Here is a 25,164-nt window from a genome sequence, read left to right on the forward strand (position 1 = left end):
CGAGGGGGCTTGCCCCCATTGGACTGCGAAGCAGTCCCAAAATATGCCATTCAAAACATCTGTAACTTCCTGTTTACCAGTATTGGGACCGCTCCGCGCTCCAACGGGGGCAAGCCCCCTCGCCACAGATCATCCCCTGCCACAGATCATCCCCTGCCACAGGTAAATCCCCTGCCACAGAATCTCACCGCAGGGGTTTTACAAGCACAAAAAAACTCGCGCTGCTGCATCGGTCAGATCAAGGACCGTCACACCAGCGCGAGTTTGTGAAAGCAGCCCGGGCATCCTTGCCCGGGCTGTATGGCCGCTAAATCAGAACTTGGCTTCAGCATCCAGTTGCAGGGTGTTGATTTTCGAGTCCCGCAGCGTGGCGTTGGTGTAGTCGGATTTTGCCATCAGGTAAGTCGCGCCCAGCGAGAAGTTCTTGTCCAGCTCGTAGCTGACTTTGAACTTGCTGCCACGCGAACCGGTGAAACCGTTGGCGAAGTCAGAGTCGGTGAACGCGCCGACCACAGCGTTACGCTGCACGTCGCGATAGTTGTAGTCCAGACCGAAGCCGTAGATCTTGGACTTCACACCGGCCAGCCAGCCCATGTCCTGATCGTTGCTGGCATCGTCGTTATTGACCACTTGACCGTACAACGACAGCGGCATTGGCAGACCGCCGATGTCGAGCTGACCGAAGCCTTCGTACAGCTTGAATTCTTCGTTCGGGCTGTTGCCGTTGATTGCCAGTGCGGCAGGGATGGTGGTGCCACCAGCGGTGATGTCGTCGTCGTTGTCGTAGCCGTAAACGCTGCCGCCCACGGTCAGCTTCAGGCTGTCAGTGATCGCGAAGCGAGCGCCCAACTGGCCTGCGTACAGACGCAGGTCGTGCTTGAACTGCACGCCGTCGCCGTCGACGTTGTCCTTGAGGGTGTAGTGACCGGCGCTGCCGAACAGCTCGGTGCTGCCGCCCAGTGGATATTTATAGGTGACCGCCAGGCCTTCCGGGCTGATGTCTGTGTCCCAGATGATGTCGCCCATGCTCACCCATTGCTGAGGCATCTTGCCGCCAACGATGTGCAGGTTTTTGATCGCATCCGGGTGGTAGTCGACGTAACCCTGGTCGAGCCAGATGGTCTTCTTGTCGAAGTAGTTGTCCAGGCTCTGGTTGGTGGAACGCGCGTCGTCGTTGTTACCGGTGGCGATACGGATGCCGGTATCGACTTGCGGGTTGATCTCGGTGTAAGCACCCAGACGGGCACGAACGCGTTGACGATCCTGGTCACGGTTGTTCGACACGCCATCGTTCTTGACCGTCTCCTGACGGAAGCGCACGTCACCCTTGAACTGGGTCTTGGCGGCCCACGCCAGTTTCTGGTCGAAGTTGCTCAGTTCATTGGTCTTCTTCGCGGTGGCAGCGATTTGCTCGTTGGTCTCTTGCTGAGCCTGACGGGCAATCTGCTGCTCTTTCTGATCGCGAGCGAGCTCGGCTTGCAGTTCGCTGTGCTGAGCGGCGCTGATCGAGCCGTTCGCCCGGAGCATGTCGAGCAGTTTGGCGTCGACTGCGGCGCTGGCCGGAACGCTAAGGGCCAGGAGCAGACCGCCACACAGGACCGCCGCAGTTTTCGTGGAAGCAAGACGCATATCAATCTCCGAAGATGAAGAGGATGAGGAATCATCCAGGGCACAACCGACCGTTGTCGGACGGAAAACAGTGGCCGGGTTAGAACCCGACGCTCTAAAAACTGGCGTCAGTATCGCGATGGTTTATGACAAAGCGGTGGCAAACTGATGGCGTCTCGATGACGATGTTGCGCGTCGGTGAACTTTTGCCCAGGGGCTCTGTCGCCGGAAGGGAGGTGTCTAAACAGCGCTGATAGGCGATACTCGCCGGGCTGCCATGTGATGAAACGGAAGGTATCGATGCCATTGCAACGTCTGGAAAACATGTCCGATATCGGCGCGCACACATGGGACGCCCTGGTGCCAGAGGCTCAGCCGTTCCTGCGGCATGCTTTTTTGAGTTCGCTGGAAGACAGTGGCAGCGTGGGTCCGCACTCCGGCTGGCAGCCTGAACATCTGCTGCACATGGAAGGCGGGCGCCTGATTGCGGCGTTGCCCAGCTACCGCAAATGGCATTCCTATGGCGAGTACGTGTTCGACCACGCCTGGGCCGACGCTTGCGAACGTGCCGGCATTGACTACTACCCCAAATTGCTGGCGGCAGTGCCGTTCAGCCCGGTCAGCGGGCCGCGCCTGCTGGCGGCTACGGTTGAGGACGGGTTCGAGCTGCTGAAGAGCATCCCGGGGTACCTGGAAATCGAAGAGATCTCCAGCGCCCACATCAACTTCACCGACCCGTTCACCGACGCCGCTCTCGCCGAGCAATCGGGTTGGTTGCAGCGCATCGGCTGCCAATACCATTGGCACAATCGCGGTTACCGGGACTTTCAGGATTTCCTCGACGTGCTCAGCTCGCGCAAGCGCAAACAAATGCGTAAAGAACGTGAGCAAGTGGCGGGGCAGGGGATTGAATTCGAATGGCTCGAAGGCCACCAGCTGGATCAGGCACAGTGGGATTTCGTGTACGCCTGTTACGCCAATACCTACGCAATACGTCGGCAACGGCCGTACCTGACGCGAGAGTTTTTCAGCCTGTTGGCCGAGCGCATGCCCGAAGCGATTCGCGTTGTGTTGGCCAAACAAGGCTCACGTCCGGTGGCCATGGCCTTCAGTCTGGTGGGCGGCGACAGTTTTTATGGCCGGTATTGGGGTTGCCTGGCTGAGTTCGATCGCTTGCATTTCGAAACGTGTTTTTATCAGGGCATGGATTACGCGATCGCCAACGGTTTTCAGCGTTTCGATGCCGGGGCGCAGGGCGAGCACAAACTGATTCGCGGATTCGAGCCGGTGATTACCCATTCCTGGCATTACCTGCGCCACCCCGGACTGAAAGGGGCGGTAAAGGATTTCCTGCAGGAGGAGCGGATCGGGGTGCTGGCGTACGCCGAAGAGGCGCGGACGGCCTTGCCCTATCGGCAAGGCTGAGCCGCGTCTTCGTATCAGGTGCCTTCTTTGCCCAGCCATCGATACGTGACGCCACCGATTACCGCTCCGATGAGCGGCGCGACCCAGAACATCCACAGCTGTGCAATGGCCCAGCCCCCGACGATGACGGCCGGGCCCGTGCTGCGTGCCGGGTTGACCGAAGTGTTGGTGATCGGAATCGAGATCAGGTGGATCAGCGTCAAAGCCAAACCGATGGCAATGGGTGCCAGACCAGCGGGGGCTCGCTTGTCGGTGGCGCCAAGGATGATCAGCACAAACATTGCGGTCATCACCAGCTCACAGACGAAGCCTGTTGCCAGCGAATACTTGCCTGGCGAGTGTTCACCATAACCATTGGACGCGAGACCTGCGGAGAGATCAAAGCCTTCCTTGCCGCTGGCGATGAAGTAGATCAATGCAGCAGCAACGATGCCGCCAATGATCTGGGCAATGATGTAAGCGGGCAACTCCCTTGCCGGGAAGCGCCCCCCGACGGACAAACCGACCGAGACAGCCGGGTTGAGATGGCAACCGGAAATGTGCCCAATGGCAAATGCCATCGTCAGCACTGTAAGACCGAATGCCAAAGATACGCCTAACACACCGATACCCAACGGAGAGGACGCGGCCAGCACCGCACTGCCGCAACCTCCCAACACCAACCAGAACGTACCTAACAACTCAGTAACTGAACGTTTGAACAGCGACATGAGAGCGTCCTTGACAGGCTTCCCTGTCCCGACCGTAGCGAATAATGCATCCTGCAGACTTACTACAAGCTCATATCCAGAACCTTGGCTCAGTACAGCAGGCTTTTTGCAAAATTCCAGCGAGTAATCGACGTGCAATCGATGTTCACGCTGCTGTGCAGTCAATCAATACCCACAAACCCGCCTGTCTGGTGCTGCCACAACCGCGCATACAATCCGCCATGCGCCAGCAGCTCGGCGTGGGTGCCGGATTCGGCGATGCGGCCTTTTTCCAGAACCACAAGGCGGTCCATGCGGGCGATGGTCGAAAGTCGGTGGGCGATTGCGATCACGGTTTTGCCCTGCATCAGGGTCTCCAGACTTTCCTGAATAGCGGCTTCCACTTCCGAGTCCAGCGCCGAGGTGGCTTCGTCCATGATCAGGATCGGCGCATCCTTGAGCAGCACTCGCGCAATGGCGATGCGCTGGCGCTGACCGCCGGAAAGTTTCACTCCGCGCTCACCCACGTGCGCGTCAAAACCGGTGCGACCTTCGGCGTCCGACAGCAACGGGATGAACTCGTCGGCACGAGCCTTGTGCACCGCCTCCCAGAGTTCGGCGTCGGTGGCATCGGGTTTGCCGTACAAGAGATTGTCGCGGATCGAGCGGTGCAGCAGCGACGTGTCCTGAGTGATCATGCCGATGCGCTCGCGCAGGCTTTCCTGGCTCACCTCGGCGATGTTCTGCCCATCAATGACGATCTGCCCGCCTTGCACGTCATAGAGGCGTAGCAGCAGATTGACCAGAGTCGATTTGCCGGCACCGGACGGGCCGATCAAGCCGATTTTTTCACCGGGTTTGATCGTCAGATTGAGGTCGCCGATGATCCCGCTCTTCTTGCCGTAGTGGAAATCCACCTGCTCGAAACGCACTTCGCCGCGGGCCACGGTCAGCGGTTTGGCCTGCTCGCGATCGGTGACGCTGACCGGTTGCGAAATGGTCTGCAAACCGTCCTGCACCATGCCGATGTTTTCAAAGATGCCGGTCACCACCCACATGATCCAGCCGGACATGTTGACGATACGAATCACCAGACCGGTCGCCAGCGCGATGGCACCGACGGTGATCAGCGACTGCGTCCACAGCCATAACGCCAGACCCGTGGTGCCGACGATCAGCAAGCCGTTCATGCTGGTAACCACGAAATCCATGCTGGTGACGACGCGGCCGGCCAGTTGCGCCTTGACCGTCTGTTCTTCGATGGCTTCCTTGGCGTACTGCTGCTCGAAATTGGTGTGCGCGAACAGCTTCAGCGTGGTGATGTTGGTGTAGCCGTCGACGATTCGCCCCATCAGTTTGGAGCGCGCCTCGGAGGACACCACCGAACGTTCCTTGACCCGCGGCACGAAGTAGCAGAGAGCGCCAATATAGGCGGCGATCCAGGTCAGCAGCGGGATCATCAGGCGCCAGTCGGCTTCAGCGAACAACACCAGTGCACTGATCGCGTAGATCAATACGTGCCACAGCGCATCCACGGCCTGCACGGCGGAATCGCGCAACGAGTTGCCGGTCTGCATGATGCGTTGGGCGATGCGCCCGGCGAAATCGTTCTGGAAAAAATTGAGGCTCTGTTTGAGCACGTAACTGTGGTTTTGCCAGCGGATCATGCTGGTCATGCTGGGGCTCAGAGTCTGGTGCACCAGCAAGTCATGCAGGCCGACGAAGACCGGGCGCAAGATCAATGCCACCACCGCCATCCACGCCAGTTCCAGGCCATGGACCTTGAAGAAGTCAGCGTTCGGCGTGCCCTGGGTCAGGTCGATGATGCGGCTCAGGTAACTGAACAGCGCGACTTCGATCAGTGCACCGAACAGGCCGACGGTGAGCAGGACGGCGAAGCTCGGCCAGACCTGCTTCAGGTAGTAGGTGTAGAAGGGGAAAACCCGATCGGGTGGCGCGGCGGTAGGGGCGTCGCGGAAGATATCGATCAGTTTTTCGAAACGGCGATAAAGCATCAGTTCTCCGCCCGCGTACGGGCTCTCCATTGAACAATTGAGCGGCGGCGCCACGCGCCTGCCGCTCAGAACATCCTGCGTAACTTAGTCGATGCGCTTGGCCGACTTGATGAACACAGGATCAGCCGGTACGTCTTTCATGCCGCCACGGGTGGTGGTCGGCGAGTTGACGATGATGTCGACCACGTCCATGCCTTTGACCACTTTGCCGAATACCGCGTAGCCATCACCCTGGTCGAGGAAATCGTTGTCCTTGACGTTGATGAAGAACTGGCTGGTGGCCGAATCCGGCGCCGAGGTGCGAGCCATGGAGAGCGTGCCACGGACGTTATGCAGGCCGTTTTTCGATTCGTTCTTGATCGCAGATTTGGTTTCTTTCTGCTGCATCTCCTTGGTGAAACCACCGCCCTGAACCATGAAGCCAGGAATCACACGGTGAAAAATCGTGTTGTTGTAAAAGCCTTTATCGACGTACTCCAGGAAGTTCTTGGTACTGATCGGTGCCTTGACTGCATCCAGTTCGATTTCGATCTGGCCGTTGGTGGTTTCCAGCAACACGTGCGGCGCTTTGGCGGGCGTGGCGGCCATCAGGTTGGCGGCGAACAGAACGGAGCCGGCGACGAGGGCGATTTTTTTCAGCATGGGTCAGTGATCCTGATTGAGGTTTTGTCGACTGCGGTAAGGAACTCGAGCAGTGTCTGGTTGAAGCGTTCGGGTTGATCCAGCGGGGTGGCATGGCGCGAATCGGCGATGACCACCAGCCGCGCATCGGGCAGCAGTTTTACATAGGTTTCTTTCAGCGACACCGGGGTGTAGTCCCGGTCTGCGCTGATGATGAGGGTTGGACAGGACACCTTGGAAAGTCGTTCCTGAACACCCCAGCCGACGATCGCATCGAAGCTGGAGAGATAAGCATGTTTGTCATTTTTTGCCCAGCGCTCGGTCATCTTTTGCCGCAAATCCGCCTGCTCGGGTTTGGGGAATAGCTTGCCTGCCAGCGCTTTGCCGACCGTGTGCAGGCTGAGCACGCGCATCAGGCTCCAGCGTTTGAACCACTGCCAATAGTCATCTCGACTGCGCAGTTTGACTTCGGGTCCGCTGTTTACAATGCACAGGCTCTTGAGCATTTGCGGCTGATCCACGGCCAGTTGAAAACCGATCATCCCGCCCATCGAAAGCCCGACGTAATGCACCGGGCCCAGGTTCAAATGTTCGATCAGGGCGATCAGGTCGGCGCTGAAACCGGCGATGCTGTAGCGCTCGCGGGGTTTGTCCGAACGGCCATGGCCGCGTACATCCGGCACGATCACCCGATAATGGGCGGCCAGCGCCGGGATCTGCATTTCCCAGTCCAAAGTGCTGGAGCCGAGGCCATGGACCAAGAGCAACGGCGTGCCGTTGCCGTATTCCTCGTAATGCAGGTTGCAACCTTCGTGTTCGAAATAGGCCATGCATTCACTCCGTGTCAGGCTTGTTCAGGGGCGGCAAAAGGCGCATCCAGCGGCGCGGTGTCGAAGGTGCGTAGCAGTTCGATCAGGATCTGCGTCGCCGGGCCCAGCGGTTTGTCCTTGTTCGAGTAAAGATAGAAGCTCGGGTTACGGCTGCCGCCCTGATCCAACGGTAGCAGCTTGAGCGTGCCTTCCCGCAGTTCCCGTTCGATCATGTGCCGCGGTAACCACGCAAACCCCAGGCCGCTGCTGACAAATGTCGCGGCGGTGGCCAGGCTGCCGACGGTCCAGCGCTGTTCGGCGCCCAGCCAACCGACATCGCGCGGTTGCTGGCGGCCGGAGTCGCGAATCACCACCTGCATCTGACTTTCGAGGTCCTGGAAATTCAGCTCCCGGTTCAGCCGATGCAGGGCGTGTTCGGGGTGCGCAACGGCGACGAATTCGACATCGCTCAGTTCCGCGCCCAGATAACCGGGAATGCTGAAACCGGTGATCGCCAGGTCTGCAACACCTTCGAGCAGTACTTCTTCAACGCCCGACAACACTTCCTCGCGCAACCGCACGCGACAGCCGCGGCTCTGCGGCATGAAAGCGGTCAAGGCCCGTACCAGCCGCGCGCTTGGGTAGGCGGCGTCGACCACCAGCCGCACTTCCGCTTCCCAACCTTGTTCCATGTGATGGGCCAGGTCCTCCAGTTGACTGGCCTGTTTCACCAGTTGCCGGGAGCGGCGCAGCAGCACTCCGCCCGCTTCGGTGAGCACGGCTTTGCGCCCGTCGATGCGCAGCAATGGCACACCGAGTTGATCCTGCATGCGCGCAACGGTGTAGCTGACCGATGACTGCGAGCGATGCAGCGCTTCGGCCGCCTGGGCGAAACCGCCATGGTCGACCACGGCTTGCAACGTTCGCCATTGATCGAGGGTCACGCGGGGCGCTTTCATGAATAGCTCCTCTTGTCTAAGCTGGCAGTCTTTATTGGAGACTGCCGAATGAGAAAATTGTGTTGTGTGGTTTTGGCGATGCTGCCGCTGACTGCGTTTGCCTATCCGATCGATGTTCAAAAACAGCTGAATGGCCTGAGCATCGATTACAACGCGTATGACACGGATGCCGACATCGCTTCCATTCAGGTGAACAACTACGGCAGCACCGATGCAATCTGTAAGGTGGTTTTCAGCAACGGTCCGGAAGCTCCGCGCAACCGCACCATTGAAGTGGCAGCCGGCAAACATAAAAACGTCACCGCCAAGTTCAACCGCACGATCATCAAGATGCGCATCAATCTGACCTGCACCCCGAAATGACACTAAAACTGTGGGCGCAGCCTGTGGTGAGGGGATTTATCCCCGTTCGACTGCGCAGCAGTCGCTAACCCAACGATGCGGTTTAGCCGAAGCAGCGCATTCGCAAGTTCAATGCGCTTGGTGATCCAGAGGGCTGGTGCGGCATCCCATCCACTGGCCCGGTCCCACATGAGCCATGCGTAGCTTATAAACGAATTTATCGATGGGTTGCAGCAGTTATTTGCGCTTTTTCATCGATATGACACTGTTTAACCTTCACTCCATCGCCCTACAGCATTCTCAGATGGAGGCTACATCCCATGTCCCACGTTCTGATCATCGAAAGCAGTGCCCGTCAGCAAGACTCGGTTTCCCGTCAACTGACGCAAACCTTCATCAACCAGTGGAAAGCTGCGCACCCGGACGATCAGATCACTGTGCGAGACCTGGCTGCCAATCCGGTGCCGCATCTGGACATCAATCTGTTGGGCGGCTGGATGAAGCCTGCCGAGCAGCGCAGTGACATCGAGCAGATTTCGCTGGAGCGCTCCAACCAGTTGACCGATGAATTGCTGGCCGCCGACGTGCTGGTGATGGCCGCGCCGATGTACAACTTTGCAATTCCCAGCACCCTCAAAGCCTGGCTCGACCACGTACTGCGCGCCGGTGTGACCTTCAAATACACCGAAACGGGGCCACAGGGTTTGCTCACTGGCAAGCGCGCCTTCGTGCTTACCGCTCGCGGCGGCATTCATGCCGGCGGTTTGACGGATCACCAGGAACCGTACCTGCGTCAGGTCATGGGCTTCATCGGTATCCACGACGTGACCTTTATTCACGCAGAAGGCCTGAACCTGGGCGGAGATTTTCAGGAGAAAGGCCTGAACCAGGCCAACGCACGGCTTTCGCAAGTCGCCTGACCGTTAATCGCCAGATAATCGCCGATTGTTTTAGTGACCCGGCGCAACCCTTCAAGCCTGTACGCGCATCGACCTCCCTTTGCACTTGTTGCTTCTGAGTGCTGTAGCCCGATTGAACGCATTAGCGAGATCGGGCTTTTTTTTGCCCGGGATTTGGTAGGAGTTCGCATAAACCTGTGGGAGCGAGCCTGCTCGCGATGGCGGCGCTACATTCACCCTTTATGTCGGTGGATAAACCGCCATCGCGAGCAGGCTCGCTCCCACAGGGTTTTATGTAGGGCTCGCTGTCGCGATAACCGGCAAAACCCGCTATCGTCGCCGCCCATTCAGAACGAGGCGAGCATGGGCTATCTACTTTTTGTCACGCTGATCCAGGCATTTTCCTTCAGCCTGATCGGTGAATACCTGGCCGGTCATGTCGACAGCTATTTCGCCGTGCTGATCCGGGTAGTGCTGGCGGGGCTCGTGTTCATTCCGCTGACTCGCTGGCGCTCGGTCGAACCGGCGTTCATGCGCGGCATGCTGCTGATAGGCGCGTTGCAGTTCGGCGTCACCTACGTTTGTCTGTACCTGAGCTTCCGGGTGCTGACGGTTCCGGAAGTGTTGCTGTTCACCATACTTACACCGCTGCACGTGACGCTGATCGAAGATGCGCTGAACCGACGATTCAATCCATGGGCACTGATTGCAGCGCTGGTGGCGGTGATGGGCGCGGCGGTGATTCGCTACGACCGCATCAACCCGGATTTCTTTATGGGTTTCCTGTTGCTGCAACTGGCCAACTTCACCTACGCCGCCGGGCAGGTGCTTTATAAACATCTGGTGGCGCGCCATCCGAGTGATCTGCCGCATTACCGCCGCTTCGGTTATTTCTACCTCGGCGCTCTGGCGGTAGCGTTGCCGGCGTTTCTGCTGTTCGGCAAATCGGACTTCCTGCCCGAAGCTCCGCTGCAATGGGGCGTGCTGCTGTTTCTCGGCCTGGTCTCGACGGCGTTGGGCTTGTACTGGTGGAACAAAGGCGCGTGCCTGGTGCACGGCGGGACGCTGGCGGTGATGAATAACCTGCATGTGCCCGTGGGGTTGCTGATCAATTTGCTGATCTGGAATCAGCATGAAGAGCTGGGCCGGTTGTTCCTCGGTGGGTCAGTGATTTTGCTGGCGGTGTGGATCAGTCGGCTGGGTGTGCGCCAGTCGTTAACTGCACCATGAACCCCTGTAGGAGTGAGCCTGCTCGCGAAAGCGGTGTGTCAGTTGATATTGATATCGTCTGACACACCGCTTTCGCGAGCAGGCTCACTCCTACAAGGGAAAAGCTGTGCTACATCACATGTTTTTCGGGTTCGGAAATGTGGCTCGCGCCTAACACGGCCGGCAGCAATCCCGCCCGCAGATCCCCGCCGCTCGGCTGCTGATACAGGCTCAAGCCAAACTCCGGCAGCACCGCCAGCAGGTAATCGAAAATATCCCCCTGAATCCGTTCGTAATCCGCCCACTCCGTGGTGCGGGTGAAGCAGTAGATTTCCAGCGGAACGCCCTGCGCAGTGGTTTGCATCTGCCGGACCATGCAGGTCATGTTCGGCTGGATGTCCGGGTGGCTCTTCAGATACGCCAGCGCATAGGCGCGGAAGGTGCCGATGTTGGTCATCCGCCGCCGGTTCGCCGACATAGCCGCGACGTTGCCCTGCGCTTCATTCCAGGCCTTGAGCTCGGCCTGTTTGCGGCTGATGTAGTCGGTCAGCAGATGGACCTGAGACAGGTTTTGCTCTTCTTCATCGCGGATAAACCGCACGCCGCTGGCATCGATGAACAGGCTGCGCTTGATCCGCCGTCCACCGGACTGCTGCATGCCGCGCCAGTTCTTGAACGACTCGGACATCAGTCGCCACGTTGGAATCGAGACAATCGTCTTGTCGAAATTCTGCACCTTCACCGTGTGCAACGTGATATCGACCACATCGCCATCAGCGCCGACCTGCGGCATCTCGATCCAGTCGCCGACCCGCAACATGTCGTTGCTGGTCAACTGCACGCTGGCAACGAATGACAGCAGCGTGTCCTTATAGACCAACAGAATCACCGCCGACATGGCGCCCAGACCTGACAGCAGCAACAGCGGTGAGCGATCGATCAACGTTGCAACGATGATGATTGCGCCGAACACGTACAAGACCATTTTCGCCAGTTGCACGTAGCCTTTGATCGAACGCGTGCGGGCATGTTCGGTACGTGCATAAATGTCGAGCAGGGCACTGAGCAACGCGCTGATCGCGAGCACCATAAACAGAATGGTGAACGCCATGGCCGCATTGCCAAGGAAAATCAGGCTGGTCTTGCCTAGCGCCGGTACCAGTTGCAGTCCGAACTGGATCACCAGCGACGGCGTCATCTGTGCCAGGCGGTGAAACACTTTGTTATGACGAAAGTCGTTGATCCAGTGCAGCGCCGGTTGGCGGCCGAGCAGTTTGGTCGCATGCAGAATCAGGTAGCGCGCCACTCGTCCGAGCACCAGCGCCACCACCAGCAACAGCAGCAGTCCCAGACTGGAATGCAGGAGCGGGTGCTGATCGAGCGCACCCCAGAGGTCTTGGGCGTTGAGCCAGAGCTGTTTCATATCCATGGGTAAAACCGGTTCTTCTGTTGGACGCGACGGTCGATTAGAGCATTTAAGACGCTTTGCGTGACGGTTGAGGACAAATCAGGCAACAAAATCACCATTGTTTGCTGCCGTTTGCACAAAGAAACTCGGCCTGCGCGCTCGAAACCGGTACCCTATGCAGCTGTTTTTTTGTATTTCTTCGAGGTAGCACCCGTGTTTTCCCAATTCGCCCTGCACGAACGCCTGCTCAAAGCCGTGGCCGAGCTTAAATTTGTCGAGCCAACGCCTGTGCAAGCAGCGGCCATCCCGCTGGCGCTGCAAGGGCGTGACCTGCGGGTGACAGCGCAAACCGGTAGCGGCAAAACCGCTGCGTTCGTTTTGCCTATCCTCAACCGCTTGATCGGCCCGGCGAAAGTCCGCGTCAGCATCAAGACCCTGATTCTGCTGCCGACCCGCGAGCTGGCCCAGCAGACCATCAAGGAAGTCGAGCGCTTCGCCCAGTTCACCTTCATCAAATCCGGCCTGATCACCGGCGGTGAAGATTTCAAGGTTCAGGCCGCCATGCTGCGCAAGGTGCCGGACATCCTGATCGGTACGCCGGGGCGGATGATCGAGCAACTGAACGCCGGCAACCTCGACCTGAAAGAAGTCGAAGTGCTGGTCCTCGACGAAGCCGACCGCATGCTCGACATGGGTTTTGCCGAAGACGTCCAGCGTCTGGTGCAAGAGTGCACCAATCGCCAGCAGACGATGTTGTTCTCGGCCACCACCGGTGGTTCGGGCCTGCGTGAAATGGTCGCCAAGGTGCTCAACAACCCTGAGCACCTGCAACTGAACAACGTCAGTGACCTGAACGCGACCACTCGCCAACAGGTCATTACCGCTGACCATAACCAGCACAAAGAGCAAATCGTCAATTGGCTGCTGGCCAACGAGACGTACCAGAAAGCCATCGTCTTCACCAACACCCGCGCCATGGCTGACCGTATCTACGGCCGCCTGGTGGCCCAGGAATACAAAGCGTTCGTGCTGCACGGTGACAAGGACCAGAAAGACCGCAAACTGGCCATTGATCGCCTGAAGCAGGGCGGCGTGAAGATCCTGGTTGCCACCGACGTTGCCGCTCGCGGTCTGGACGTCGACGGCCTCGACCTGGTGATCAACTTCGACATGCCACGCAGCGGCGACGAATACGTCCACCGTATCGGCCGTACCGGTCGCGCCGGCAACGATGGCCTGGCAATCTCGCTGATCTGCCATGGCGACTGGAACCTGATGTCGAGCGTCGAGCGCTACCTCAAGCAGAGCTTCGAGCGCCGCACCATCAAGGAAGTCAAAGGCACCTATGGCGGACCGAAAAAGGTCAAGGCCTCGGGCAAAGCCGTCGGCGTGAAGAAGAAAAAAGTCGACGCCAAAGGCGACAAGAAGAAAACCGGCGCCAAGGCACCGACCAAGCGCAAGATCGCCAACCGCCCGAAGACCGACGCACTGTCGCTGGTCAGCAAAGACGGCATGGCGCCACTCAAGCGCCGCAAGCCGGAAGCGCCGGCTGCTGAGTAACGCTTTCTTCGCGCAATAAAAAACCCGGGCGGTGATTGTCCGGGTTTTTTTATGTCTGGAATTTGACCACCCCATTCTTAGGAGCTGGCGATGTTTAGCGCGTCCCTGCCCCCGTAGGTGCTGGCAATCTTCAGGCGCTTCTGTAGGAGCTGGCGGAGCCTGCGATCTTTTGATTCATCGACTCAGCTATCAGCCTTCTTCTCCGCCGTATCCAGTTCCTTCAAACGCTGATCAATCAACTGGCATTTGTCCGGTACGTCCGCGCTGGCAGTGTCCAGGTTCATTTGCTGCAGTTCATCGTTGATCTCTTTGGCCTTGTCCGGATTCTGCTGCGTAAGTTCAGACACTCTCTTGGCCAGTTGATCGCGCTTGATCGTGGCTTCTTCGGGTGTGCATCCCCAAACGGGAAGGGCGAACGCAAAGGTGGCAGCGAGGGTGAGCTTTATAAGAGTTTTCATGGAATGGCCTCTGATCCGTAACGGGCGGTTAAGCGGTTGAGGCTGATGGCGGGGTGAAAGTTCCGTCGGTGGAGACGTGACTGGCGAAACCGCTGTCACTGCGGTTGAGCACATTGTGCAGGTCCAAATGGGCGTCACTCCCGTCGGTAATGCGACTGGCGTGCCGGCGGGCCCGCTGCTGTTACCAGCTTGCAGGTGGCCACCGCCTTGGACCGAACGGCGCCCTGATTGCCGGTAAAGACGTCAGCCTGATCGCCGGCCAAAACCTCGACAACGTCGGCACCCTGCGCGCCGCCAACAACCTGTCGGCCCAAGCCGGCAATGACCTGGTCAACAGCGGCCTGATCGAGGCGGGTAATCGCCTCGACCTGCTGGCCGTGATCTGTACGTCGAGGCAGGGCGCGACATCAACGTCATCGCCAGCCAGATCGATGCAAAGCGCGACATTGCCATGGCTGCCACGGAAAACCTGACTATCGGCTCAGCCGCGGACGAGGAGCATTCCCTGTCCAAGAGCAAACGGTTGACGGTACAGGAAGACCACGTCGGCCAGGTCATGTCGGGCGTCACCGCCGGCGGCGATGTGGCATTGAGTGCCGGGCAAAACCTCGCGGTCATCTCCAGCCGCATCACGGCAGGCGACGAAGCGTATTTGGTGGCGGGCGATCGGCTCGACATTATTGCAGCGCAAGACAGCGATTACTCGCTGTACGACAAGAAGAAAAAAGGCTCTTTCGGCGCGGTGAAGACCAAGCGTGACGAAGTGACCGATGTGAAAAACATCGGCAGTGAAATTACCGCGGGTGGGGACCTGACGCTGGTCAGCGGTGGGGATCAGCGGTATCAGGTGGCGAAGCTCGACAGTGGCAAGGACATCGTTATCGACAGTGGGGGCTCGATCCTCTTCGAAGGTGTCAAAGACCTTCATGACGAAAGCCATACCAAGAGTGATAACGACGCGTTCTGGAACTCATCCAAGGGCAAAGGCAATACCGATGAGACCTTGCGCCAGACCCAGATGAACGCCAAAGGCGACATCGTGATTAAAGCGGTCGACGGTCTGCAGATCGACATCAAGGAGGTCAACCAGCAAACCGTCAGCCAGACCATCGATGCGATGGTCCAGGCCGACCCGCAACTGGCCTGGCTCAAAGAGGCCGAAGCGCGCGGCGATGTGGATTGGCGCCAGGTCAAGGAAATCCACGAGTCGTTCAAGTACAGCAACTCGGGATTAGGCCCGGCGGCGCAGTTGATTGTTGCGATTGCATTAGCCGCTGTCATGGGGCCGATGATGCTCGGGATGAACGCGATGATGCAGGCCGTGGCGGTAACCGCGGCGACAAAGGCAACTGTCAGCGCGATCGACAACCGCGGCAATCTTGGCAGAGTCGTTAAAGACGTCACATCGAAGGACAGTCTCAAAAGCTATGCGACTGCCGCCGCAACTGCGGGGGTCATGCAAGGGCTTAACTACGATCCGGGTACGCTGCGGCTGGATGCCGCGAGCATGCAGAAAGTTGCAGTCAAGATCACAGCCGATGCGCTGATCAAAACCGCCGTCTATGGCGGCAGCCTCAAGGACAATCTCGCACTTTCCGCTGCGAGCGTAGCTGCCGCTATTGGAGGCGCTGCCGGAGCAGGCGCGATAGGCGATTTGCCTCTGGCAGAGGGCGACCTGAGCAAAATCCTGCTGCACGCGGGCTTGGGCGGCTTGCTGGCGGAAGCCATGGGCGGTGATTTCCGCACCGGAGCCCTTGCCGGCGGAGTCAATGAAGCGCTGGTGGGGATGTTAGGGGACAGGCTTTTACCGTCGAGCTTGGTTCCGGGATCGGCGGAATATAATCAGGCGAGTGCCAACTTGCTTGCGCTGTCACAGATCGTGGGTGTGCTGGGGGCTGCTGCTTCTGGTGGAGACTTAGCAATTGCGGCGGCGGTAGCGGCTAATGGTACGCAATACAATTTCTTGGGTGATCACTCTAAGGCTCAACTTGAGCGAGCGCGTGAAGCGTTTGCAAATGATCATGGGATCGAGTCTGCCAGGCAGTTAGTGAGCTTACAAGGCGCCGACCACCGCAGCGATGATCTGCTCGCAGCATTCCACAAAAACCCTGACTCACTTTCCCGGGCAGACCTGATAGAGCTTCAGGCCTACCTCCAGGTATATGGCTATGAGCAAACCCTCAAGTACGGTCCGGAAGTCGCCGAAGCCAATGTTCAAGCACTGCTTCGCGACGGACCAGATTCTTCCGATGGCTATCACTATGCGGGTCTGGATGAAGTAAAAAACGCATACGCTGATGCTGCGCGCGGGAAAGAAAAAGGGCTTTGGGATCAGTTGAACTGGACCAGGACAAAATCTGAAAACGAGCTGACATACAAAGACGCGCAAGGTTACCTGCTTGTCAATAATGAACAGCAGGGCCTTGCAAACATCGGAGGACCCGCGATTTATGCACTTTCAGGTCCATTAGGCGCCGGAATCCGTCTTGCAGCCACTGCGAATGGGGTTCTTCAGGCAAGCTACGGTGTAAACCAAGCGATCAACGGCGATACTTGGAATGCTGTCGGGAATATCGTGATTGGGGCGATGGGGGCTGCCAGTCTGGGGATTCCGCGCTTACTGGGAGGGAGCAACCCTGCACGTGGCGGTGCGAAAGGCGGAAGTGCGGCAGCGGATGATTTCTTTGCAGGTACGAAATACACAGATAAAGTGTTAGGTCAGATCAAGATTGGCGATCTTCATGGATTCCCGGAAAGTGTCACAACTTTCCAAGGGGCCGGACAGATTACGAAGATCACAGGGGGAGATGGTGTGGTAAGAGACATGCTGAAAATTCCAGGTGAGTACCGTGGGAAACACGGCGTATTCGAGTTCATAAAGGAGTCGGACGGATCAATCAATCATCGACTATTCAAACCGACTTCAGCGGAGTGATCTATGAGCATTATATGGTCGGAGCAAATTGATCCAATTCTAAGTAGAGGTATATCCCTAGACCATTTGGGGGTGCGGAACTGGGCGCTAGGTCGTGATGATGCCTTACATGCTATTTATGAACTCGAAGCTGTCGGGATCGCGATTCTTGGAGGAGATGTATATAAGTTAGTTGGCGAGAAAGCTGAGCAGACGTACGACAGTTGGTACTGCGATCAAGGCCCCGATGAGTCTGATTCTGTTTTTTTGAAGCGCAGTTCAGATAAGGCAAAGAGTTATATTTTTAGTTATTTAACACCGGAGGGGTTATTTGCATTAATCCCCAAACTTTGATGGTGCAAAAGCAACTGGTGTTGAAATAGACTAGCATCGACAAGGTTCCCCCCCACTTGGACAACTCCAGCAGGTCTAGACTACGGACTAAAGTCAATCCAATGAAACAAGGTTTGCATATTTTAGAGCAGGCGGAGCCGAGCCCGGCGTTGACAACGCATCGCGTCGCTGCTATGGACACCACAGAATTGTAAGTGCTGTCGATGATGCATGGCTCAAGAACGGTAGTCCTCATGGTTTTTGTACGAAGTCATTGGGGTTAAGGCCTTTTCTACTATGGAGTGTGCTCCGCGGATCTGCGCTGCGATCCGGCATGACGGATACGTTGCATTAAGGGTGTGGCTGTAGAATGGAAGCGATGCAACTCGGCTGGAAAGATAGATTAGCTCAGAAAAATTTAAGCGCATCTACAAGAGGGATTATCAGTGCGCCATTGCTTGTTGAGTGTAATGAAATCATTACACGGCTGAGACTCATGAGGTCTGGTGATCCGTTGGAGTTTGGACTTTTACCAGCGACTATTTAAATCCCCGAGAACTGATTCCTCGTTAGTCGCAATAGGACTGATCTATGCGTCTCTTTAAAGTATTATTGTTTCAACTCATGACTTCCCTACTGCTCGGCTGCACCGCCACCCCTTACGATAAAGCGACGGTCTATTACGACCGATCCACGTTCGGCTCGCAAATCGTCAACGATCTGCCTCAGGTAAACGCTCCATTACTCCAGCACGGCCGCTGCTCTGTACTCGTCGCTACGCCCGGCTCAAACGTTGGCGAGCACTATCTTTGTACCTATGCGCTAACGGCTGACGAGCTTTACGTCCAAGGGTGGAATGCGGGGGAACTCAAGTATGAAAAAATCATGGCAATCAGGCTGTCAGCGCTACGCAAGATTTCACTCTACTCATCCTGGCGCAACAGCCAGCTCCACTTGACCGAGGAGCGACGTCAGGTGGCTTTCAGCGTTGTGATTGACGAAGGAGGACAAATCGATGCAGCGGCTACAGCGCGTTTGTTCGATTTCATTAGAGAAAAAGGTATTCCGGTGGTTGAAAACGTCGGTCCGATGAAAGCGGCAAGAACAGCGGCGGCTGCCTTTGTCGTTCCCATCGTCGTTCCAAGATAGACATCTTGCGCACGGCTATTACGCCATGCCAGGGGCGCTCCCACAGGTTTGCGTATCCTCAAGATCGGGTCGGTTGAACCATGTGGGAGCACGCTCACAGCAGCGGCTACTCAATTGTGAGTCACCGGCTATTCCCATGACAGCAACTGCTCGGCACCGCCTCCTCATACCGATCGTGATACGTCATCCAATCCATAATCTCCCGTTCATTGCGCCCCTTAGGCATCAGATCCAGATAGTTATAAGCACCCACCAACATATCCAGCCCCCGCGCGTAAGCGGAATAAGTATGGAAAATTTCCCCATCCTCCCGGCGGTAAAACACACTCAACCCAGGAAGTTCTTCCTCGGTGGCGTCAGACCTTTCGTAGTTGTACGTAGCTTTACCAGCAGCAACGTCCTCCGCTCGGAACGAAACCCCAAAGTCATAGTTGAAATCGCAGCCTTCGGACGACACCCAATCAAACTTCCAGCCCATACGATGCTTGAACGGCTGAAACTCCAGATAAGGCGCATGGGAAACCACCACCACCGCAACATCGTGGTGAGCCAGATGCAGATTGGCGCCATCGATGTGGTCAGCGAGAAACGAGCAGCCGGGACAGCCTTCGTCCCAGCCTTTGCCGTACATGAAATGGTAAATAACCAGTTGGCTGCGACCGCCGAACAGGTCGGCCAGCTTCAGCTCACCGTTGGGCCCCTGGAAGTGGTATTCCTTGTCGATCTTGACCCAGGGCAGGGCACGACGCTGGGCGCTGAGTTTGTCACGCTCCCTGGTAAACGCCTTTTCACGGGCCAGATGTTGTTTGCGGGCGGCGAGCCATTCTTCCCGGGAAACCACGGGATGGTTCTGAATGTTCATCGGGATTTCTCCTGCGTGAGGCTGGGAGGTGACTTACACCTATAGTCGCGCGACCACCGGGTCATTCGACATACCGCCGGTCAGCGCCTGCTAAAAGCAGAGCTGAACGGCTAACGAGCGCACCGGTCACAACCTAGGAAGGCCATCTCACTCACAGGCTTTGGAGGTTGAATCAGGATGACGACTTACAACTGGGATTTAATAGAACGCTTGTTGCACGAAGTGCAGAACGGTGAACCCAGCTTCACGCCTCGGCCGTATGCTGAACAGTACGTGGCAGAGAAGGCATCCGAAGGTGTGCAGACTGAAAACGTCGACCATCTGAAAGCTGTGGCTGGCGAGTATGAAAGTCTGCTGGTTGAGCGCGGTTATATCGAAGCGCGCCCGGAGGAGCAGGGCGGTACGGGTTCCAATTACATTCTGACGGCGAGAGGCTCGAGTTTGCTGAGCCTGATCGACAGCAGCATTCCGGGTAACGACCATCCACGCCAGGTGCTGGATGAGCAGGAAGATGCGCTGGATGAAGCGACGTTTGATGAGGTGGCGTCGAAGGCGCAGATCGCCTGATTTGAGCCATGACCCATGTGGGAGCGGGCTTGCCCGCGATTGCGGTTAGTCAGCTGATAAATACAGTGACTGAACCACCGCATTCGCGAGCAAGCCCGCTCCCACATTGCATTCGCGCTCGAATTTAGCCTTGCTTGGCGCCCTTCAAACACTTCAAATCATTGAAGTCCTTACGCACCCCTTCGATTTTCGTCAGCAACCGCTGCCTTTGCTCCGGTGTGCTCTCCGCCATCAAGTCCACGAACAGGGCGCGCGCCTGAGCTTCGGTATTGGCGAAAGCCTGGCGGTAAGCCGGCGTCCATAAACTCTCGCGGTTCACCAGAAGCGTCTCGATTCGCTGTGGGAATTCTGCACTTTGACGCTGCGCAACGGCTGCACTGAACTGATTCTGCCAATGTGCACGGTTGGCGATCCACTGCTTATTCTGATCGCCTAATGCGGAGGACCAGGCAGCGACTCGTTTTTGCTGGGTCGGACTCAACGGACCAAGCCAGTCGTTCATGCGTTTTTCCATGCGCTCGCTGCGATCCTTGATCTGGTCAGCCAGCGATGGTTTCACGTATTCCTGCTGACGCTTGCGCTGGTCCTTGGCGAAGGCTTCATTCATCTCCGCCACTTGCTTGTCATCCAGCCCTTTCAACAACTGGATCGCCGACGGTGTGATTTCGCGGGCGGTCTGCGCAATCGCCTGTTTGGCTTCGCGAGTGCGCTCTTGCAGCGCGGCGTCGGTGACCTGATTGGTCTCGACCATCGTTTGCAAGCGGTCCAGCCAGTCCAGATAACCGGGCAATTGCGTAGAGCAATGCCAGCTCAAATGCTCCTTGAGGCGATCATCGAACCAGTCTTTCTGGTCACCGCTGATGCTCAGGTAATCACTGAGCGTCCACGGGATGATCACATCGAGATTGCGATAGGCCAGGCCGACGCGGCTGCATCCGCCGAGGGCGAGGCTGAGGGTTAGGAAGACAGCAAGACATTTTAACCAGCGCGACATGGGCGAGTCCTTGCGAAAGCGTAGGTTGTCATGTGATCGTAGGATGAGGCTGGCAGTTCAGCCAATCAATAAAAAGCGCGTTCTGCCTTGATGGTCACCAGGCCGTCACACCGGCTGTTGTGCCCGGAGTACGCGGAGCAATCACTACCGCTAAGGCTCGAGTCACTGTAGATCAGGTTGAGGTCGACGCCCATGAACGCCCGGGAAAGTTGCACTGACCAGTCGGTGAAGCTGCCGATATAACCGCCGTCTACCGACACCGGTGCATTGAGCTGATGGGTGGTGTATTTCATGCTGACCCCGATGCCGAACGGCTGATTGCCGCCAAGGTCGGCGAAAACGGTGCTGTTCTGTTTGTCGGGATCGTTACTGAACGCTGCACCGAAGCGGCTGCCGAGCAAGGTCAGACCACCGAACAGTTCCTGGCTGTCGAGGGTGTCGACTTCCGGGTAGCTGTAATGAATCATGCCGACTTCGTAACCGAGCGTGTGATCGAAAGGCTGTTTGAAGCCGAAGTACGAATCGACTTCAAGGTTGCTGCCGGGGCTCAGGCCCATGCTCGGTGACCATTGACCCACGTAGAAGCCGCTGCCATGGCTGAGGTCCAGGCCACCGTGGAACGAACCGGTGCTGGCCGGTTTGACCAACCCTTGGGCCATGCTGCGCGAGGGCGTTGTGCCGAGTTTGAGGTCGAAGTCACCCAGCTCGCGCTGAAATACCTGCGCGTTGGCGACCGAACACGACAGCAAGGTGCCGAGCAATAAGCAGGAGGGTTTGAGCATGCGTCACTCCATGAACGGCGAGCGCAGGCAACAAACCTGCTGAAACGCTTGATCTAGACGTGTGCAAGGATACCGACGAATGCATGGCGCTGATGGCCGTTCGTCGATTTCTGAGAAATTGGATTAACTGCGGAGGTATTCGGGAGGAGTTCCAGTCCAAGCGCTTCGATGCTCAAAGCGCTTATGGACCAGTGATCGCGGGGATCTTGTAGCGGTTTACTTCTTGCCCAGAGTGATCTGCTTGGACGGGCCGAAAGTCTGGCCGCTGACGCCTTTGGCAATTTGCTGGATCTCGCCGCCAGACTTGAGGAACGCAGCGATCTGGTTGTTGATCGACTCGCTGGTTTCAACGGCTGGAGCTGGCTTTGCTTTGCTGGTGGATGCTTTTACACGCATGGCGGCCATTAACCTGTAGAAATTAACTTGGCCAGGCATAGTACAGGAAATACTTGACAATTGCTTGGCAAATATCCCCCTGAAATACGCATCACAGAGGCCCGGTTATCCGCAAGATATAGTCGGAATCTATGGCTAAGCTGCTGTTTTAAATAATAAGAATGATCGTGGGCGTAGCTATGCCCGCCACCTGTAACAGGCAAAAGTTGACCGTTTGGTCTGACGAGCGGGCATCACCGTTTCCCAAACGTTCAGCTCAGCCGCGACTGGCCAACGATTTTCGCCCGCCACGGGGTGGACCCGTCAACGCCGCTCGCAAAACCGGGTAGAATGCCACCCACGCAATGAGGGTATTGGAAATGGCTTTAGTCGGGCGCTACAACAGTTTGCAAGTGGTTAAACACACGAACTTCGGTTTATATCTGGACGGCGGCGCGGACGGCGAAATTCTTTTGCCGAACCGTTATATCCCCAAAGATATTCCCAGCGAAGATGAAGATTGGCTCAACGTTTTTATTTACCTGGACAGCGACGACAAACTCATCGCAACAACCGAAAAGCCGAAAGTGCAAGTCGGTGATTTTGCCAGTTTGAAAGTCGTTGAAGTCAACAGCATCGGTGTGTTCCTCGACTGGGGCCTGCCCAAGGATCTGTTGCTGCCGTACTCCGAAGAAAAGCGCCAGATGACCGCCGGCGAGTATGTCGTAGTGCACGTTTATCTGGACAAGCACACCCGCCGCATTACAGCGACTGCGCGTCTGGACCGTTACCTGGACAAAACCCCGGCCAGTTACACACCGGGCCAGGAAGTTGACCTGCTGGTCGCCGAGGCGACCGATATGGGTTTCAAGGCGATCATCAACAACAAGCACTGGGGCCTGATTCACAAGAACGAAATCTTCAAGTTCATGCGCGCCGGTAAAGAAGAGAAGGGCTTCATCAAGGAAGTCCGTGCCGATGGCAAGATCAGCCTGAGCCTGCAACCGGTTGGTGAGGAAGCGGCAACCAGCCTCAATTCAAAAATTCTCGCCAGGTTGCGCGAAAATAATGGTTCGTTGCCGGTGAGCGACAAGAGCGATCCGACCGTCATCACCAGCATGTTTGGCGTCAGCAAGGGCAACTTCAAGAAGGCCATTGGTGCGCTGTACAAGAATGGCCAGATCGTTATCCATGCTGATCGCATTGAACTGAGCTGATCCCCGCAGCGCAACCGGCCCTTGTAGCAGCAGGCTTCGCCAGATGCTACAGACGCAGGCTTGGTCATGTCACCCAGCCGGACCGTCTACCCGCTGCTGTGCTGGTCAGGCACCATGCCAAAGTACGCGGCAAACTTGCGGGCACTGGGAAACCGCTCAGGCTTGGTTTCCTTGGCCACCAGTGCCGTGGCAATGACTGGGCCGATGCCGCGCACAGTCATCAGTCGCTTCGCCGTCATGTCGGCGTTGGCGGCCACTTCCAAGCGTCCCGTCAGCACGCTGATGCGCTCGCCCAAATGGCGCCACTCGGCCAACAGTTCGTCGATCAGCTCACGCAGCAGGCCCGGCAGCGGCTGGGTCGCATCTTCCAGTACCCGCGGAATTTTCTGATTGATTGCAACATCGCTCTGCGCCAAGGCCACGCCGTGCTCGAGTAGCAAACCGCGCATCTGATTACTTACTGCCGTACGTCGACGTACATAACCCTGACGAGCACGATGCAACGCCTGCATTGCCAGCGTCGCGACGCTTTTAACCGGTACAGGCGGGGGCTGGATGGGCAAGGTTCGCTGGGAGCGCAGCCTGGGTGCCGGCTTCGATCCACGGGTGGGTTTCTCGCCGGAAGTGGCGGCGAATTGGGCGCAGATTTGATTTTGAAGGTGCGGCGCATCCGAAAGACAATGTTGAAGCGTTGAAGGAGATGGGGAATTTGCAGAAGTTTTCGATTTAAGGGTAGGGCCACCAAGTCTAGAGACTAGGCTTGGTGGCCCTCAGACTTCAGGTATATCTTTTCTCCATGACGAATGGTGGTGCTTTCCAGTTTGGCCCTTTTGTTGCCAGCCCCTTCTCTCCCTTTGCTAAAACACCTTTCTTGAATAGTCGTGCATAGGCTTGTTGAAGCTCTCCATGTCGAAGAGCCTCAGGCTTATAACGCGCTATCATCAGGTCTAGTTGGGGTGTCGCCTTTACTAAAGCGAAGACGGTAATAATGTCGTCTATGGATTCATTGCGGACGAGCTGCTCAATTGTGTTCATTACAGCATCTCCTTCAGCATACGTTGATAGTCCCGTTCGTCCTGTTTCGCGGCTGCGGCCAGTGCTTCTGCGTGTAAAGCAAGGAGGGATCGTCTTTCATTTTGAAATCTTCCAAGGTCGCAGTATGAACATTGTTCCACACGGCAGATTCCGCATCAGGCATTTCGGTATCTCCATAGTCCAATGATTTAAACCTTTCAAACTCCCTGATTTCATGGGTGTAAAAGCGCTTATCCGTGTCGGTTATCAATAGCTCTCCACGGAGAATTTTCTCCAATCGATCGATCATCACTGAGTTTGCGTCGGACGGATTAAATTTGGAAAGATGCAATTTCACGATATTGACTCCTTCTTGTGATGCCACGTCAGATATCCATTCCAGATCTAATATCGGTCCACCTGTATTTTCTGGATTGAAATCGCGACCGCTGTGTTCCCCTGTCACCGTTGCCCCTTCATAAGGACTGTTGAATACGACAAGCAGCGGAGGGATTCCGGATTCAGCCGGAAATATCGTGATAAAACCACCAAACCCATAGCTGTCCAGACTTGGAAATGGGCCTGTCCCCGCTCCGCGTTCTTCAGTTTGATAAGTCTGGTCGCAAGTTGGGCTTGCCGTTTCGCTACAGCAGTGGCGGTATCTACGATTTTTCGGCGAAGCTCCAAAATCTCGCCTTCGCGCTGAAGCTTTTGGTGTATCGCCTCAATCGGCCGTTCCATTTCACTTTCGAGACGAGATTGTTCCGCTGCGAACTGATCGGCAGCCTCTAACGAATTCGCCTCGACTTCGGCTATGGCAGCGTTTAGCTTGGCGATGCGAGCTTGATCTTCGGCAGCAATCTTCAACTGCAGGCGTCTGAGTTCTTCAGCGCTTTTGATTTGGCTCTTCTTAAACTCTTCCTGCGCTCGTTGACGCTCTTCCATATTACGGCGA

The 25,164-nt window shown here is 56.8% G+C and carries 22 protein-coding genes and 5 pseudogenes; 11 read left to right on the forward strand and 16 right to left on the reverse strand.

The annotated features are described in order from the left end of the window. Positions 1-312: 312 nt before the first annotated feature. Positions 313-1,629 carry a putative porin gene (locus DU29_RS0109975; RefSeq protein ID WP_028621588.1) on the reverse strand — a complete coding sequence of 439 codons (1,317 nt, stop codon included), beginning with the start codon at positions 1,627-1,629 and terminating at the stop codon, positions 313-315. 279 nt (positions 1,630-1,908) lie between these two features. Between DU29_RS0109975 and DU29_RS0109980 the strand changes: the two genes are divergently transcribed. Then, the gene (locus tag DU29_RS0109980) at positions 1,909-3,033 is read left to right on the forward strand and encodes a GNAT family N-acetyltransferase (protein ID WP_028621589.1); all 1,125 of its coding nucleotides are present in this window, start codon (positions 1,909-1,911) and stop codon (positions 3,031-3,033) included. A gap of 14 nt (positions 3,034-3,047) precedes the next feature. On the opposite strand, the gene aqpZ is transcribed toward DU29_RS0109980, so the two are convergent. The 5 genes and pseudogenes from aqpZ to DU29_RS0110005 form a co-directional block, all read right to left on the reverse strand. After that, on the reverse strand, positions 3,048-3,743 hold the full coding sequence (aqpZ, locus tag DU29_RS0109985) for an aquaporin Z (RefSeq protein ID WP_028621590.1): 696 nt from the start codon (positions 3,741-3,743) through the stop codon (positions 3,048-3,050). Between the two features lie 161 nt (positions 3,744-3,904). After that, positions 3,905-5,737, reverse strand: a complete 1,833-nt coding sequence (locus DU29_RS0109990; RefSeq protein WP_028621591.1) for an ABC transporter ATP-binding protein — start codon at positions 5,735-5,737, stop codon at positions 3,905-3,907. 84 nt (positions 5,738-5,821) lie between these two features. Beyond that, the gene (locus DU29_RS0109995) at positions 5,822-6,379 is read right to left on the reverse strand and encodes a peptidylprolyl isomerase (RefSeq protein ID WP_028621592.1); all 558 of its coding nucleotides are present in this window, start codon (positions 6,377-6,379) and stop codon (positions 5,822-5,824) included. Between the two features lie 3 nt (positions 6,380-6,382). After that, positions 6,383-7,188 (reverse strand): annotated as a pseudogene (locus DU29_RS0110000) (alpha/beta fold hydrolase). Between the two features lie 14 nt (positions 7,189-7,202). Continuing rightward, complete coding sequence (locus DU29_RS0110005; RefSeq protein WP_028621594.1) at positions 7,203-8,126, reverse strand: LysR family transcriptional regulator; 924 nt, start codon at positions 8,124-8,126, stop codon at positions 7,203-7,205. A gap of 48 nt (positions 8,127-8,174) precedes the next feature. Between DU29_RS0110005 and DU29_RS0110010 the strand changes: the two genes are divergently transcribed. The 3 genes from DU29_RS0110010 to DU29_RS0110020 all read left to right on the forward strand — a co-directional run bounded on the left by DU29_RS0110010 (position 8,175) and on the right by DU29_RS0110020 (position 10,597). Then, a complete protein-coding gene (locus tag DU29_RS0110010) occupies positions 8,175-8,489 on the forward strand; it encodes a hypothetical protein (RefSeq protein WP_028621595.1) in 315 nt (104 codons plus the stop codon). Between the two features lie 299 nt (positions 8,490-8,788). After that, on the forward strand, positions 8,789-9,388 hold the full coding sequence (locus DU29_RS0110015) for an FMN-dependent NADH-azoreductase (protein WP_028621596.1): 600 nt from the start codon (positions 8,789-8,791) through the stop codon (positions 9,386-9,388). Positions 9,389-9,730: 342 nt separating this feature from the next. After that, positions 9,731-10,597, forward strand: a complete 867-nt coding sequence (locus tag DU29_RS0110020; RefSeq protein ID WP_028621597.1) for a carboxylate/amino acid/amine transporter — start codon at positions 9,731-9,733, stop codon at positions 10,595-10,597. A 109-nt stretch (positions 10,598-10,706) separates the two neighbouring features. On the opposite strand, the gene DU29_RS0110025 is transcribed toward DU29_RS0110020, so the two are convergent. Beyond that, a complete protein-coding gene (locus tag DU29_RS0110025; protein WP_028621598.1) occupies positions 10,707-12,005 on the reverse strand; it encodes a mechanosensitive ion channel family protein in 1,299 nt (432 codons plus the stop codon). Positions 12,006-12,197: 192 nt separating this feature from the next. Here DU29_RS0110025 and DU29_RS0110030 point away from each other — a divergent pair, with 192 nt between their 5' ends. Beyond that, positions 12,198-13,544, forward strand: a complete 1,347-nt coding sequence (locus DU29_RS0110030; protein WP_028621599.1) for a DEAD/DEAH box helicase — start codon at positions 12,198-12,200, stop codon at positions 13,542-13,544. A 182-nt stretch (positions 13,545-13,726) separates the two neighbouring features. Here the strand turns inward: DU29_RS0110030 and DU29_RS0110035 are convergent, their stop codons facing one another. Beyond that, entirely contained in the window at positions 13,727-14,002 is a 276-nt protein-coding gene (locus DU29_RS0110035; RefSeq protein WP_028621600.1) for a hypothetical protein, read from the reverse strand. Between the two features lie 182 nt (positions 14,003-14,184). Between DU29_RS0110035 and DU29_RS01000000129765 the strand changes: the two are divergent. The 3 genes and pseudogenes from DU29_RS01000000129765 to DU29_RS0110055 all read left to right on the forward strand — a co-directional run. After that, positions 14,185-16,937, forward strand: a pseudogene (locus tag DU29_RS01000000129765) (DUF637 domain-containing protein); the annotation flags it as partial. 3 nt (positions 16,938-16,940) lie between these two features. Further along, positions 16,941-17,270, forward strand: a complete 330-nt coding sequence (gene imm40, locus DU29_RS01000000129770) for an Imm40 family immunity protein (protein WP_033050412.1) — start codon at positions 16,941-16,943, stop codon at positions 17,268-17,270. Between the two features lie 570 nt (positions 17,271-17,840). Continuing rightward, positions 17,841-18,398 carry a hypothetical protein gene (locus DU29_RS0110055; protein ID WP_028621603.1) on the forward strand — a complete coding sequence of 186 codons (558 nt, stop codon included), beginning with the start codon at positions 17,841-17,843 and terminating at the stop codon, positions 18,396-18,398. A gap of 121 nt (positions 18,399-18,519) precedes the next feature. Here the strand turns inward: DU29_RS0110055 and DU29_RS0110060 are convergent, their stop codons facing one another. After that, positions 18,520-19,260, reverse strand: coding sequence for a DUF899 domain-containing protein (locus DU29_RS0110060; RefSeq protein ID WP_028621604.1), 741 nt, complete (start codon positions 19,258-19,260; stop codon positions 18,520-18,522). Positions 19,261-19,437: 177 nt separating this feature from the next. Between DU29_RS0110060 and DU29_RS0110065 the strand changes: the two genes are divergently transcribed. Next, positions 19,438-19,827 carry a hypothetical protein gene (locus DU29_RS0110065; RefSeq protein ID WP_028621605.1) on the forward strand — a complete coding sequence of 130 codons (390 nt, stop codon included), beginning with the start codon at positions 19,438-19,440 and terminating at the stop codon, positions 19,825-19,827. A gap of 124 nt (positions 19,828-19,951) precedes the next feature. Here DU29_RS0110065 and DU29_RS0110070 read toward each other — a convergent pair whose 3' ends face one another. From DU29_RS0110070 to DU29_RS0110080, 3 genes are all read right to left on the reverse strand, one after another. After that, positions 19,952-20,821: a DUF6279 family lipoprotein gene (locus DU29_RS0110070; protein WP_028621606.1), complete on the reverse strand. Its 870-nt coding sequence runs from the start codon at positions 20,819-20,821 to the stop codon at positions 19,952-19,954. Positions 20,822-20,886: 65 nt separating this feature from the next. After that, positions 20,887-21,603: a TorF family putative porin gene (locus DU29_RS0110075; protein ID WP_028621607.1), complete on the reverse strand. Its 717-nt coding sequence runs from the start codon at positions 21,601-21,603 to the stop codon at positions 20,887-20,889. A gap of 216 nt (positions 21,604-21,819) precedes the next feature. Next, positions 21,820-22,008, reverse strand: a complete 189-nt coding sequence (locus tag DU29_RS0110080; protein ID WP_028621608.1) for a hypothetical protein — start codon at positions 22,006-22,008, stop codon at positions 21,820-21,822. Between the two features lie 350 nt (positions 22,009-22,358). On the opposite strand from DU29_RS0110080, the gene DU29_RS0110085 reads away from it, so the two are divergent. Then, positions 22,359-23,195, forward strand: a complete 837-nt coding sequence (locus DU29_RS0110085) for a CvfB family protein (protein WP_028621609.1) — start codon at positions 22,359-22,361, stop codon at positions 23,193-23,195. An 89-nt stretch (positions 23,196-23,284) separates the two neighbouring features. Here the strand turns inward: DU29_RS0110085 and DU29_RS01000000129775 are convergent. Then, positions 23,285-23,737: pseudogene (locus DU29_RS01000000129775) on the reverse strand (transposase); the annotation flags it as partial. Between the two features lies 1 nt (position 23,738). Between DU29_RS01000000129775 and DU29_RS1000000131340 the strand changes: the two are divergent. After that, positions 23,739-23,925 (forward strand): annotated as a pseudogene (locus DU29_RS1000000131340) (serine/threonine protein kinase); the annotation flags it as partial. 47 nt (positions 23,926-23,972) lie between these two features. Here the strand turns inward: DU29_RS1000000131340 and DU29_RS0110100 are convergent. From DU29_RS0110100 to DU29_RS1000000133575, 3 genes and pseudogenes are all read right to left on the reverse strand, one after another. Next, positions 23,973-24,230: a hypothetical protein gene (locus DU29_RS0110100; protein WP_028621610.1), complete on the reverse strand. Its 258-nt coding sequence runs from the start codon at positions 24,228-24,230 to the stop codon at positions 23,973-23,975. Between the two features lie 13 nt (positions 24,231-24,243). Continuing rightward, a complete protein-coding gene (locus DU29_RS1000000133705; RefSeq protein WP_442961286.1) occupies positions 24,244-24,777 on the reverse strand; it encodes a hypothetical protein in 534 nt (177 codons plus the stop codon). Further along, a pseudogene (locus tag DU29_RS1000000133575) lies at positions 24,672-25,164 on the reverse strand (hypothetical protein); the annotation flags it as partial. The pseudogene DU29_RS1000000133575 and the gene DU29_RS1000000133705, both read right to left, overlap by 106 nt.

Origin of the sequence: Pseudomonas sp. Ant30-3 (assembly GCF_000690905.1) — a bacterium.
In the GTDB taxonomy this organism is placed as follows: Bacteria; Pseudomonadota; Gammaproteobacteria; order Pseudomonadales; family Pseudomonadaceae; genus Aquipseudomonas.

What these genes read in the sequence shown, in the direction of transcription:
- DU29_RS0109980 (WP_028621589.1), top strand. Translation starts at nt 1,909, where the DNA reads ATGCCATTGCAACGTCTGGAAAACATGTCCGATATCGGCGCGCACACA.
- aqpZ (WP_028621590.1), bottom strand. Translation starts at nt 3,743, where the DNA reads ATGTCGCTGTTCAAACGTTCAGTTACTGAGTTGTTAGGTACGTTCTGG.
- DU29_RS0110100 (WP_028621610.1), bottom strand. Translation starts at nt 24,230, where the DNA reads ATGAACACAATTGAGCAGCTCGTCCGCAATGAATCCATAGACGACATT.
- DU29_RS0110010 (WP_028621595.1), top strand. Translation starts at nt 8,175, where the DNA reads ATGAGAAAATTGTGTTGTGTGGTTTTGGCGATGCTGCCGCTGACTGCG.
- DU29_RS0110065 (WP_028621605.1), top strand. Translation starts at nt 19,438, where the DNA reads ATGACGACTTACAACTGGGATTTAATAGAACGCTTGTTGCACGAAGTG.
- DU29_RS0110005 (WP_028621594.1), bottom strand. Translation starts at nt 8,126, where the DNA reads ATGAAAGCGCCCCGCGTGACCCTCGATCAATGGCGAACGTTGCAAGCC.
- DU29_RS0110070 (WP_028621606.1), bottom strand. Translation starts at nt 20,821, where the DNA reads ATGTCGCGCTGGTTAAAATGTCTTGCTGTCTTCCTAACCCTCAGCCTC.
- DU29_RS0109995 (WP_028621592.1), bottom strand. Translation starts at nt 6,379, where the DNA reads ATGCTGAAAAAAATCGCCCTCGTCGCCGGCTCCGTTCTGTTCGCCGCC.
- DU29_RS0110035 (WP_028621600.1), bottom strand. Translation starts at nt 14,002, where the DNA reads ATGAAAACTCTTATAAAGCTCACCCTCGCTGCCACCTTTGCGTTCGCC.
- DU29_RS0110020 (WP_028621597.1), top strand. Translation starts at nt 9,731, where the DNA reads ATGGGCTATCTACTTTTTGTCACGCTGATCCAGGCATTTTCCTTCAGC.
- imm40 (WP_033050412.1), top strand. Translation starts at nt 16,941, where the DNA reads ATGAGCATTATATGGTCGGAGCAAATTGATCCAATTCTAAGTAGAGGT.
- DU29_RS0110080 (WP_028621608.1), bottom strand. Translation starts at nt 22,008, where the DNA reads ATGGCCGCCATGCGTGTAAAAGCATCCACCAGCAAAGCAAAGCCAGCT.
- DU29_RS0110025 (WP_028621598.1), bottom strand. Translation starts at nt 12,005, where the DNA reads ATGGATATGAAACAGCTCTGGCTCAACGCCCAAGACCTCTGGGGTGCG.
- DU29_RS0110015 (WP_028621596.1), top strand. Translation starts at nt 8,789, where the DNA reads ATGTCCCACGTTCTGATCATCGAAAGCAGTGCCCGTCAGCAAGACTCG.
- DU29_RS0110055 (WP_028621603.1), top strand. Translation starts at nt 17,841, where the DNA reads ATGCGTCTCTTTAAAGTATTATTGTTTCAACTCATGACTTCCCTACTG.
- DU29_RS0110085 (WP_028621609.1), top strand. Translation starts at nt 22,359, where the DNA reads ATGGCTTTAGTCGGGCGCTACAACAGTTTGCAAGTGGTTAAACACACG.
- DU29_RS0109990 (WP_028621591.1), bottom strand. Translation starts at nt 5,737, where the DNA reads ATGCTTTATCGCCGTTTCGAAAAACTGATCGATATCTTCCGCGACGCC.
- DU29_RS0110075 (WP_028621607.1), bottom strand. Translation starts at nt 21,603, where the DNA reads ATGCTCAAACCCTCCTGCTTATTGCTCGGCACCTTGCTGTCGTGTTCG.
- DU29_RS0109975 (WP_028621588.1), bottom strand. Translation starts at nt 1,629, where the DNA reads ATGCGTCTTGCTTCCACGAAAACTGCGGCGGTCCTGTGTGGCGGTCTG.
- DU29_RS0110060 (WP_028621604.1), bottom strand. Translation starts at nt 19,260, where the DNA reads ATGAACATTCAGAACCATCCCGTGGTTTCCCGGGAAGAATGGCTCGCC.